General features: G+C 72.5%; 10 protein-coding genes. 9 read left to right on the top strand and 1 reads right to left on the bottom strand.

What is annotated here, in order from left to right:
• The first annotated feature begins 130 nt into the window (after positions 1-130).
• The 9 genes from ACLQ3B_RS30035 (at position 131) to ACLQ3B_RS29995 (ending at position 9,411) form a co-directional block, all read left to right on the top strand.
• Positions 131-1,405, top strand: coding sequence for an adenosylmethionine--8-amino-7-oxononanoate transaminase (locus tag ACLQ3B_RS30035; protein WP_425784057.1), 1,275 nt, complete (start codon positions 131-133; stop codon positions 1,403-1,405).
• Positions 1,406-1,477: 72 nt separating this feature from the next.
• Positions 1,478-2,314, top strand: a complete 837-nt coding sequence (gene pyrF, locus ACLQ3B_RS30030) for an orotidine-5'-phosphate decarboxylase (protein WP_425784056.1) — start codon at positions 1,478-1,480, stop codon at positions 2,312-2,314.
• A gap of 178 nt (positions 2,315-2,492) precedes the next feature.
• Complete coding sequence (mihF, locus tag ACLQ3B_RS30025) at positions 2,493-2,810, top strand: integration host factor, actinobacterial type (RefSeq protein WP_030335662.1); 318 nt, start codon at positions 2,493-2,495, stop codon at positions 2,808-2,810.
• Positions 2,811-2,835: 25 nt separating this feature from the next.
• Positions 2,836-3,369, top strand: a complete 534-nt coding sequence (locus ACLQ3B_RS30020) for a guanylate kinase (protein WP_425784055.1) — start codon at positions 2,836-2,838, stop codon at positions 3,367-3,369.
• Positions 3,370-3,433: 64 nt separating this feature from the next.
• On the top strand, positions 3,434-3,697 hold the full coding sequence (gene rpoZ / locus ACLQ3B_RS30015) for a DNA-directed RNA polymerase subunit omega (RefSeq protein WP_030335666.1): 264 nt from the start codon (positions 3,434-3,436) through the stop codon (positions 3,695-3,697).
• A gap of 14 nt (positions 3,698-3,711) precedes the next feature.
• Positions 3,712-4,920: a bifunctional phosphopantothenoylcysteine decarboxylase/phosphopantothenate--cysteine ligase CoaBC gene (gene coaBC, locus ACLQ3B_RS30010; RefSeq protein WP_425784054.1), complete on the top strand. Its 1,209-nt coding sequence runs from the start codon at positions 3,712-3,714 to the stop codon at positions 4,918-4,920.
• Between the two features lie 87 nt (positions 4,921-5,007).
• Positions 5,008-6,201: a methionine adenosyltransferase gene (metK, locus tag ACLQ3B_RS30005; RefSeq protein WP_091401916.1), complete on the top strand. Its 1,194-nt coding sequence runs from the start codon at positions 5,008-5,010 to the stop codon at positions 6,199-6,201.
• A 59-nt stretch (positions 6,202-6,260) separates the two neighbouring features.
• Complete coding sequence (locus ACLQ3B_RS30000) at positions 6,261-8,171, top strand: primosomal protein N' (protein WP_425784053.1); 1,911 nt, start codon at positions 6,261-6,263, stop codon at positions 8,169-8,171.
• A gap of 256 nt (positions 8,172-8,427) precedes the next feature.
• The gene (locus ACLQ3B_RS29995; protein WP_210820320.1) at positions 8,428-9,411 is read left to right on the top strand and encodes an AAA family ATPase; all 984 of its coding nucleotides are present in this window, start codon (positions 8,428-8,430) and stop codon (positions 9,409-9,411) included.
• Between the two features lie 80 nt (positions 9,412-9,491).
• Here the strand turns inward: ACLQ3B_RS29995 and ACLQ3B_RS29990 are convergent, their stop codons facing one another.
• Positions 9,492-10,772, bottom strand: coding sequence for a hypothetical protein (locus ACLQ3B_RS29990; protein ID WP_425784052.1), 1,281 nt, complete (start codon positions 10,770-10,772; stop codon positions 9,492-9,494).
• Positions 10,773-10,895 lie beyond the last annotated feature (123 nt).

Genomic DNA, 10,895 nt, shown 5'->3' with positions numbered 1-10,895 from the left:
ACGGCCGACGTCCGATCTCCGGACACCGGGTGTTGCGTCCGGTGAAGCAGAGCAAAGGTGGCGAAGGGATGACTCGACTCGGCTGTGGGACGTCCGCCTCCCGGCCCGTCCGTGTCTGGAAGGAGTACGCGTGACACCCGAGGAGATCCTGGCCGCTGACCGGGCGCACGTCTGGCATCCGTACGCCGCGCTGCCGCCGGCCAACCCGCCCTACGTGGTGCGCGGCGCCGAGGGGGTACGGCTGACCCTGGCCGACGGCCGGGAGCTGGTGGACGGGATGTCGTCCTGGTGGGCGGCGATCCACGGGTACCGGCACCCGGTGCTGGACGCGGCGGTGACCGACCAGCTCGGCCGAATGAGCCACGTGATGTTCGGCGGGCTCACCCACGAGCCGGCGGTGCGGCTCGCCCGGACCCTGGTCGAGCTGACCCCGGACGGCCTGGAGCACGTGTTCCTGGCCGACTCCGGCTCGGTCAGCGTCGAGGTGGCGGTGAAGATGTGCCTGCAGTACCAGCGGGCCGTCGGGCGGCCGCAGCGGCGTCGGCTGGCGACCTGGCGGGGTGGCTACCACGGCGACACGTTCCACCCGATGAGCGTCTGCGACCCGGAGGGCGGGATGCACCACCTGTGGGGCGACGTGCTGCCCCGGCAGGTGTTCGCCCCGGTGCCGCCAGGCGGCTTCACCGATCCGCCCGACGACGCGTACGTGGCGGCGCTTGTGGAGACGGTCGAGCGGCACGCCGACGAACTGGCCGCCGTGATCGTCGAGCCCGTCGTCCAGGGCGCCGGCGGGATGCGCTTCCACCACCCGGGTTACCTGCGGGTGCTGCGCGAGGTGACCCGGGCGCACGGGATTCTGCTGATCTTCGACGAGATCGCCACCGGGTTCGGCCGTACCGGTGCGATGTTCGCCGCCGAGCACGCCGGGGTGACGCCGGACGTGCTGTGCGTGGGCAAGGCGCTGACCGGCGGGTACCTGACCCTCGCGGCGACCCTATGCACCCCGGAGGTCGCCCGGGGCATCTCGACGACCGGCGTGCTGGCGCACGGTCCCACGTTCATGGGCAACCCCCTGGCCTGCGCGGTGGCGAACGCCTCCATCGGGCTGCTGCGGGCCGGAGACTGGGCCGGCCAGGTCGCCAGGGTCGGCGCCGGCCTGCGCGCCGGCCTGGAGCCCCTGCGTGGCACGCCGGGCGTGGCCGACGTACGGGTGCTCGGCGCGATCGGCGTGGTCCAGCTCGATCACGAGGTCGACCTGGGCGCGGCGACCGCGGCCGCGGTCGCCCAGGGGGTGTGGCTGCGTCCGTTCCGCGACCTGATCTACACGATGCCGCCGTACGTCACCGACGACGACGATCTGGCCCGGATCGCGAGTGGGGTGGCGGCGGCGGTGGCGGCTGGCTGAGTCGGCCCGGTCACCGGGTCGACGGTTACCCGGGCGGGGCAGCCGCCCGGACGAGAAGAGGGGAACACTCCGATGGAGAGCTTCGGTACTCGACTGCACCGGGCGGTCATTGAGCGGGGCCCGCTGTGTGTGGGCATCGACCCGCATCCCGGTCTGCTGGCTCAGTGGGGTCTCCCGGACGACGTTCAGGGGCTCGACCGGTTCAGCCGGACCGTCGTGGAAGCCCTCGGTGACCGGGTTGCGGTAGTCAAGCCTCAGTCGGCCTTTTTCGAGCGGTTCGGATCCCGAGGTGTGGCGATTCTTGAGTCAACTATCCGACAGTTACGGAATGCCGGCTCGCTCGTTCTGCTCGACGTCAAGCGCGGCGACATCGGCTCGACGGTGAGCGCGTACGCCGCCGCGTACCTTGATCCATCCAGCCCGATGTATGTCGACGCGGTCACCGCGAGCCCGTACCTCGGGGTCGGTTCGCTGGCGCCGATGTTCGAGCTGGCCGCCAAGCACGGCGGCGGGGTGTTCGTGCTGGCCCTCACCTCCAACCCCGAGGGCGCGGCCGTGCAGCGGGCCGTCACGGCGGACGGCCGCACCGTGGCGCAAACCGTGATCGACAAGATTTCCCAGCTCAACAGGGGTGCGTCTCCGCTCGGGAGCTTCGGTCTGGTGGTCGGCGCGACCATCGGTGACACCGGTCACGACCTCTCCGGTGTGGGTGGCCCACTGCTCGCTCCGGGGCTCGGCGCGCAGGGTGCCGGCGCAGCCGATCTGCGTACCGTCTTCGGTTCGAGCCTCGCCTCGGTGCTCCCGTCGTACTCCCGGGAAGTGCTCTCGGCCGGCCCCGACGTGGCCGCGCTGCGGGCCGCCGCGGACCGCGTGTTGGTCGACTGTCGGGCCGTCCTGCCTGCCCGGTGACTGACTGACGGGTCGGTCACTCTACGGTGATCATGCGGCCCCCACGTTGCCGAAAGCTCCGTTGGCCGCTAGTTTTCCCCGCGCTGGGAACCATGGACCCCTTGGTTCACAGCGACACCACGTTTCACAGATGCGGCGGTGCGCCCCGCCCGCCGCGATAGGGACCTGAGGAGAACTGGTGCCGCTCCCGTCACTGACCCCCGAACAACGCGCTGCCGCGCTCGAGAAGGCCGCGGAGATCCGCAAGGCCCGTGCTCAGCTGAAGGAGCAGCTCAAGCAGGGCAAGACCACCCTCGGTGCCGTCCTCGAGCGGGCCGAGAGCGACGACGTCGTTGGCAAGCTCAAGGTGTCGGCCGTCCTGCAGGCCATGCCGGGCATCGGCAAGATCCGGGCTACCCAGATCATGGAGAAGCTCAAGATCGCCGACAGCCGTCGCCTGCGTGGCCTCGGCGAGCAGCAGCGCAAGGCACTGCTTGGAGAGTTCGCCGCCAACTGAACCTGGCAGCGTGTAGAAACAAGCAGTGAGCACGGATGACGAGGCGCGCCCGGCGGCTCGGCTCACTGTCCTGGCTGGACCTTCGGGTTCCGGCAGGGAGAGTGTCGTCGAGCTCGTCCGGGCGCGTTCTCCGTCCGTGTGGATCCCGGTCGCGGCGACCACCAGGCCGCGCCGGGAGTCGGAGATCGACGGGGCGGACCGCGTCTTCCTCGCCCCGGCCGAGTTCGATCGGCGGATCGTCGACGGCGAGCTGCTGGAGTGGTCCCGGATCGGTTCGTACCGCCGGGGCACCCCGTACCCGCCGCTGCGGGCCCGGCTCGACGCCGGGCAGCCGGTGCTCCTCCCGCTCGACCTGCGCGGCGCCCCACTCGTCCGCGCGCGCCTGCCCGATGCCCGGTTGGTGCTGCTGAGCCCACCCGGGTACGCGCCGGACGCCACGGTGGTCGCCACCGTCGAGCACACGCTGACGCACGACCACACCGAACGGGTGGTCGACGAGCTGGTAGGCTTACTCGGTTCTTCTTATCCGGATCCGGCCTGGTCGCGCGCGCGTGGCTGACGGTCGGCCGCCGTTGAGACTCAGCACCGCGTCCGCGCGGCTCGAAAGACGCAGAGGTTAATTCGTGGGATCCATCGCCAACCCCGAAGGCATCACCAACCCGCCGATCGACGAGCTCCTCGAGAAGACGACGTCGAAGTACGCGCTGGTCATCTTCGCCGCCAAGCGCGCGCGCCAGGTCAACGCCTACTACAGCCAGCTCGGTGAGGGTCTGCTGGAGTACGTCGGTCCGCTCGTCGAGACCACCCCGCAGGAGAAGCCCCTCTCGATCGCCATGCGCGAGATCAACTCGGGCCTGCTCACCGCCGAGCCGACCGACCAGCCGTAAGCCCCCGCTGGCCGATGTCCGCCTCGATCGTCCTCGGGGTCGGTGGCGGTATCGCCGCCTACAAGGCGTGCGAGCTGCTGCGACTCTTCACCGAATCGGGTCACCGGGTTCGGGTCGTGCCAACCGCGTCGGCGCTCCGCTTCGTTGGAGCGCCGACCTGGGCCGCGCTCTCCGGTCAACCGGTCGCCGACGACGTGTGGACCGACGTGCACGAGGTGCCGCACGTCCGGCTCGGTAAGCAGGCCGACCTGGTGGTGGTCGCGCCGACCACCACCGACCTGCTCGCCAAGGCCGCGCACGGCCTCGCCGACGACCTGCTGACCAACACCCTGCTGACCGCCCGCTGCCCGGTCCTGCTGGCCCCGGCCATGCACACCGAGATGTGGGAGCACCCCGCCACCGTGGCCAACGTCGCCACGCTGCGCTCCCGGGGTGTGCGGGTCATCGAGCCCGCCGTTGGCCGGCTCACCGGCGCCGACACCGGCAAGGGTCGGCTGCCCGACCCGGCGGAGATCTTCGCCGTCGCCGGTCGGCTCCTGGCCCGCGGTGACTCCGCCCCCGCCGACCTGGCCGGTCGCCGGGTGGTCGTCACCGCCGGTGGCACCCGCGAGCCCCTGGACCCGGTCCGCTTCCTCGGTAACCGCTCGTCGGGCAAGCAGGGGTACGCGTTCGCCCGCGCGGCGGTGGCCCGGGGCGCCCGGGTCACCCTGATCGCGGCCAACGTCGGCCTCGCCGACCCGGCCGGCGTCGACCTGATCCGGGTGGGCACCACCGCCGAGCTGCGGGAGGCGACCGTCGAGGCCGCCGCCGGGGCCGACGCGGTGGTGATGGCGGCGGCTCCGGCCGATTTCCGGCCCGCGACCTACGAGCCTGGCAAAATCAAGAAGTCGGACGACGGTGTCGCGCCCACCATCGAGCTCGTCACGAACCCGGACATCGCGGCGGAGCTCGGCCAGCGCAAGCGACCAGAGCAGGTGCTTGTGGTGTTCGCCGCCGAGACCGGCGATGCCGAGGCCAACGGTCGGGTGAAACTCGCCCGGAAGCGGGCCGACCTGATCGTGGTCAACGAGGTCGGTCCGGACCTGGTCTTCGGCGCCGACACCAACACGGTGACGGTCATCGGCGCGGACGGTTCGGTCAGCCGGCTGCCCGAGCAGGCCAAGGAGGCCGTGGCCGACGCCGTCTGGGATCTCGTCGTGGCACGGCTGCCCGGCCGCTCCTGACGGGTGGAACAGTGCGCGACCGATCCCGACACCGACCGCAGTGGTGATTAGACTGCCGCGGAACGACCTCACACGCTTAGGAGTGCCGTGACACGCCGTCTCTTCACGTCCGAATCGGTCACGGAAGGCCACCCGGACAAGATCGCTGACCAGATCAGCGATGGCATCCTCGACGCGCTGCTGACCGAGGACCCCCACAGCCGGGTGGCGGTGGAGACCATGATCACCACCGGTCAGGTGCACATCGCCGGTGAGGTGACCACCAAGGCGTACGCCGACATCCCGACGATCGTCCGCCGGACCATCCTGGACATCGGCTACGACTCGTCGAAGAAGGGCTTCGACGGCGCCTCCTGTGGGGTCAGCGTCTCCATCGGCGCCCAGTCCGAGGACATCGCCCAGGGTGTGGACAACGCCTTCGAGCTGCGGACCGGGGCGTCGGAGAGCGCGCTGGACGCGCAGGGTGCCGGCGACCAGGGCATGATGTTCGGCTTCGCCTGCTCGGAGACGCCCGAGCTGATGCCGCTGCCGATCGCGCTCGCCCACCGGCTGGCCCGCCGCCTGTCCGCGGTGCGCAAGGACGGCACGATCCCGTACCTGCGGCCGGACGGCAAGACCCAGGTCACCATCGAGTACGAGGGGCTGCGCCCGGTCCGGCTGAACACCGTGGTCGTGTCCAGCCAGCACGCCGCCGACATCTCACTGGACTCGCTGCTCACCCCGGACGTGCGCGACCACGTGATCGCCCCGGAGCTGGAGAGCCTCGGCCTGGACACCGACGGCTACCGGCTGCTGGTCAACCCGACCGGTCGGTTCGAGATCGGCGGCCCGATGGGTGACGCCGGGCTGACCGGTCGCAAGATCATCGTCGACACCTACGGCGGATACGCCCGCCACGGTGGCGGCGCGTTCTCCGGCAAGGACCCGTCGAAGGTGGACCGTTCGGCCGCGTACGCGATGCGCTGGGTGGCCAAGAACGTGGTCGCCGCCGGTCTGGCCGAGCGGTGCGAGGCGCAGGTCGCCTACGCCATCGGCAAGGCGCACCCGGTGAGCCTGTTCATCGAGACGTTCGGCACCGAGACCGTGCCCGTCTCCTCGATCGAGAAGGCCGTCACCGAGGTGTTCGACCTGCGTCCCGCCGCGATCATCCGGGACCTCAACCTGCTCCGCCCGATCTACCAGCAGACTGCCGCGTACGGCCACTTCGGCCGGGAACTGCCGGACCTGACCTGGGAGAGCACCGACCGGGCCGCCGACCTCAAGTCGGCCGCGGGAGCCTGACCGCCACCAAGCGCAGCGACCGGCGACCCGCGGACGGGTCGCCGGTCGCGCGCGTCTGCGTGGATGTCGGGCTGGCGCACCTGGACCGGCCGTTCGACTACCTGGTGCCGGCGGAGCTGGACGAGGTGGCGGTGCCCGGTACCCGGGTGAAGGTGCGTTTCGCCGGGCAACTCGTCGACGGGTGGTTGCTGTCGCGCGCCGACGACTCCGGCCACACCGGCCGCCTCGCGTACCTGGAGAAGGTGGTCTCGCCGGAGCCGGTGCTGGCCCCCGAGATCGCCCGGCTGGCCCGGGCGGTCGCCGACCGGTACGCGGGCAGCCTCGCCGACGTGCTCCGGCTCGCCGTGCCGCCCCGGCACGCGCGGGTGGAGAAGGAGCCCCGGGACGACCAGCCCACCCCGGCGGTCCCCACCGGGGAGGTCGACCCGCGCGGGTGGCGCGACTACCCCACCGGCCCGGCCCTGCTGCGGGCGCTCACCGACGGCCGGGCGCCCCGCGCGGTCTGGTCGGCGCTGCCCGGCGAGGACTGGGCGGCGCGCTACGCCGACGCGGTGGCGGCCACCGTCGCCGGTGGGCGCGGTGCGGTGGTCGTGGTGCCCGACGCGCGTGACCTCGACCGCCTCGACGCCGCGCTCACAGGTGTGCTCGGCCCGGGGCGACACGTCAGCCTGTCCGCCGCGCTCGGCCCGGCCCGGCGTTACCGGGCGTTCCTCGCCGCTCGTCGCGGACAGGTGCCGGTGGTGATCGGCACCCGGGCGGCGATGTTCGCCCCGGTGGCCCGACTCGGCCTGGTCGCCGTCTGGGACGACGGCGACGACCTGCACTCCGAGCCTCGGGCGCCCTACCCGCACGCCCGCGACGTGCTGCTCACCCGCGCCCACCTCGCCGAGGCCGGCGCGCTGGTCGGCGGGTACGCCCGGACGGCCGAGGCGCAGTTGCTGGTGGAGACCGGCTGGGCCCCGGAGGTGGTCGCGGACCGGGCCACCGTGCGGGCGCGGATCCCGGCCATCGCGCCGACCGGAGACGACCCCCAACTGGCCCGTGACCCCGGGGCCGCCACCGCCCGGCTGCCCAGCCTGGCCTGGACGGCTGCCCGTGACGCGCTCCGGCAGGATCTGCCGGTGCTGGTGCAGGTGCCCCGTCGCGGCTACCTGCCGTCGATCTCCTGCGCCGAGTGCCGTACCCCGGCCCGCTGCGCGCACTGTGCCGGCCCGCTCGCGTTGCCGTCGGCGGGCGGCACCCCGGCCTGCCGGTGGTGCGCCCGGGTGGCCGCCGCGTACGCCTGCCCGGAGTGCGGTGGGCGGCGGCTTCGGGCCGCGGTGACCGGCGCCCGGCGGACCGCCGAGGAGTTGGGCCGGGCGTTCCCCGGTGTCCCGGTGCGCACCTCGGGGCGTGAGGAGGTGCTGACCGACGTGCCCGGCGGCGCGGCCCTGGTGGTGGCCACCCCGGGCGCCGAGCCGGTCGCCGAGGGCGGGTACGGCGCGGTGCTGCTGCTCGACTCGTGGGCCCTGCTGACCCGGGCCGACCTGCGCGCCGGTGAGGAGGCGCTGCGCCGCTGGCTCTCGGCTGCGGCCCTCGCCCGCCCGGCGCCGGCCGGTCGGGTGGTGGTGGTCGCCGACGGCGCGCTCGCCCCCGTGCAGGCGCTGCTGCGCTGGGACGCCGGCTGGTTCGCCGGCCGGGAGTTGGCCGAGCGCCGCGAGCTGGGCTTCCCGCCGGCCGTACGGATGGCGAGCGTCACAGGCGTGGCCGAGGCGGTGGCGGACCTGCTGGCCGCGGCCCGGCTGCCGGACGACGCCGAGGTGCTCGGGCCGGTGCCGGCCGAGGAGGGTCGGGAGCGGATGTTGGTTCGGGTGCCCCGGGCCCGGGCTGCCGCGCTCGCCGAGGCGTTGCACTCGGCCGCTGGCGTTCGGGCCGCCCGTAAGGCCGCCGATCCGGTTCGTCTCCAGGTCGATCCGCTGAGCCTGTTCTGAGAAGTTTTGGCCGGTGCCGGTGGTGGCGGACCTCTCCCGCTGCGGTGGCCCTCGCACACCGCGTCCGGCAAAGCGGTGGCGTCCGAGTGGTAGCATCGCCCGTCATGCCGAGGCGTACGACGGGCTCCTGGTCGCGACGGAGCGTCAGCCGCGCCGAGCGGGAGCTGCCGCGGGATGGCGCGACGATGGCGGGAACGCGTCGGTCGGGCGCGAGGTCGATGATGTCAATGAGCCGGTGAGCAGGGGTGGACCAGTCGTGACCGTTGGACAATCGATCGTCTTCAACGGCGACCTCGGCAGCGGCAAGAGCACCGTGTCGGTCGAGATCGCCAAGCGGCTCGGAATGCGTCGGGTCAGCGTGGGGGACCTCTACCGGGAGATGGCTCAGCAGCGGCAGATGACCGCCCTGCAGCTCAATCTGCACGCCGAGCTCGACCAGGCCGTGGACGGCTACGTCGACCAGCTCCAGCGGGACATCGCCGCCTCCGGTGAGCGCCTCGTGATGGACTCCCGGCTGGCCTGGCACTTCTTCACCGACGCGCTCAAGGTGCACATGATCACCGAGCCGGGTGAGGCGGCCCGTCGGGTGCTCGCCCGACCTTCCGGGCCGGCGGAGAGCTACGCCTCCCTGGACGAGGCCAAGGCCAAGCTCCGTGAGCGCAGTTCGAGCGAGCGGAGCCGGTTCATCATCCGGTACGGGGTGGACAAGGCCCGTCTGCGCAACTATGACCTGATCTGCGACACCACCCGGGCGTCCGCCGCCGAGGTGATCGAGCACATCGTGGCCGCGTACGAGGGCACGCTCGGTGCCGAGGTGCTGCGCGACGCGCCGCCGCTTCTGCTGCTGGACCCGGCCCGGGTCTACCCGACCGAGGACATCGCCACCCTGCGGGGTCTGTGGGACACCGACTTCGTCGGTGGGGTGGCCGAGGCCGGTGACGAGGCCCTCGAACCGCTGAAGATCGGGTTCACCGGCGAGTACTTCTTCGTCGTCGACGGTCACCGCCGGCTCAGCGCCGCTCTGCAGAACGGGTTCTCCCTGGTCCCGGCCCAGCTGGTCGCCGAGGTCGACGAGCCGGTCGTGGGTGGGATGACCGCGATCGACTACTTCGCCGCCCAGGTGCGTCCCGGCCTGATCTACGACTGGGAGGCGGCCCACAAGATCCAACTGCCGCTGCCCGAGCCCGCGCTGCTGCGTGGCGACGCGGTGCTCGCGGGCGACCCGGGCGCCAGCGTCTGAACTGAACGCGAGGCCGGGCCGACGCGCGGGGTACGCGCGCCGGCCCGGCCACCGAGTGGTCCGGCGGTCGCCGAGACGGCTCAGCCGAGGACGACGCCCGTGGCGCCGACTCCGTTCATGCCGGAGAGAATGTCCTCGTAGTACATCCGCCAGGCGCAGACCCGACCGGTGGTCACGTAGCCGGTACAGGGGACCGTGGTGTTGGTGTCGTCGATTGCGGTGGTGGTGCCGGTCGCCCAGACCTGGAGGGTGTTCGCCGCATTGACGATCTCCACCGGGCCGCCGCTGTCGCCCTGACCGACGGCGTTGGTGCCTGTGGTGTTCTCCGCCTGCACCTGGCCGCAGACCGTGCCGAAGTTGCGCACGTTGATGCACAGGTTGCGGGCCTTCACCTGGATCGAGCACCGGGTGCCGGAGTACGCGCCGGAGGTGCATACGAAGTTGCCGACCTGGCTGGCCGTCGCGCCGATCACCTGGTTGCTGAACTCGCTGACCACCGCGCCGGCCGCGGTGGTGCTGTTGTTGAAGACCCGGCCGCCCGAGCTGCCGTTGAGCAGCAGGGTGTCGGTGCTGACGTTGCGGGTGCCGACGACGCCGATCGTCTGCCCGGTCGGGTCGGTCGCCAGAACGTTGAGGTTGGCGCAGTGCGCGGCGGAGAGCACCCGCGACACCCCGCCCTGGAACACCCCGAAGCCGGTCGAGCAGCCACCGCCGTTGGCGGTGTTGCGCCACGCGGCGCCACCCCACCACGGCGGCGAGTCGTCCCACCGGGTCGCGGGCGCGGCGGCGACCCCGGTCTGCACGGTCACCGGTACCCCGGCGAGAGCCGTCGCGCCGAGCAGCCCGTCCTGGGTGCCGACGAGCAGGCCGGCGCCGTCGGCGCGCGGACCGACCGTGGTGATCTTGTTGCCGGCCGCGGCCCGCAGCCGCTCCGCCGCGACGAGGAGTTCCCGCTGTGAGTACGCGGCGGACAGCACCTGGGTGGCGACGGTGGCCCGGGCGGTGGCCACCAGGTTGGCCGGCGGCTCCCCCTTCCAGTAGACCTGCAGCTGGCGGGTGGTGGGGTCGGCGACGATGCCGGCGAATCCGGAGTTGGCGCTGCGCTGCGCCGCGTTGGTGATCCGCGCGGCGGCGGTGTTCATGCGCTGCTGCAACCGGAGCAGCTCAGACCAGGAGGCGAAGCCGCCGGGCACCGGTGTGCTGTCGACGAAGGATCCGGTGGTGGCGGCCTTGCCGCCCGGAGCGGCGGCGGCCGGGGTGGCGGTCATGCCCGCGGCGAGCAGCGTGAGGCCGATCGCGGTGACGGCGAGTCGACGCAGCATCGCCACGGGACGTCGGGTGGTCGGGTGTGGACGGATCATCGGGTACCTCTTCCCCCAGGGATCGTGGAGCGGGCCGGGCCCGCACCAGGACGGTGGCAGGGGCGTCGGCGCCTCGGGGCGGATCCTGGACGGGACTGGACACCGTTGGACACCGCCGGACGG

This window comes from Micromonospora sp. DT53, assembly GCF_049841535.1.
Classification (GTDB): domain Bacteria; phylum Actinomycetota; class Actinomycetes; order Mycobacteriales; family Micromonosporaceae; genus Micromonospora.
Note: the sequence above shows the minus strand (reverse complement) of the source record. Positions and strands in the feature narration are given on the sequence as shown.

What these genes read in the sequence shown, in the direction of transcription:
- coaBC (WP_425784054.1), top strand. Translation starts at nt 3,712, where the DNA reads ATGTCCGCCTCGATCGTCCTCGGGGTCGGTGGCGGTATCGCCGCCTAC.
- ACLQ3B_RS29990 (WP_425784052.1), bottom strand. Translation starts at nt 10,772, where the DNA reads ATGATCCGTCCACACCCGACCACCCGACGTCCCGTGGCGATGCTGCGT.
- pyrF (WP_425784056.1), top strand. Translation starts at nt 1,478, where the DNA reads ATGGAGAGCTTCGGTACTCGACTGCACCGGGCGGTCATTGAGCGGGGC.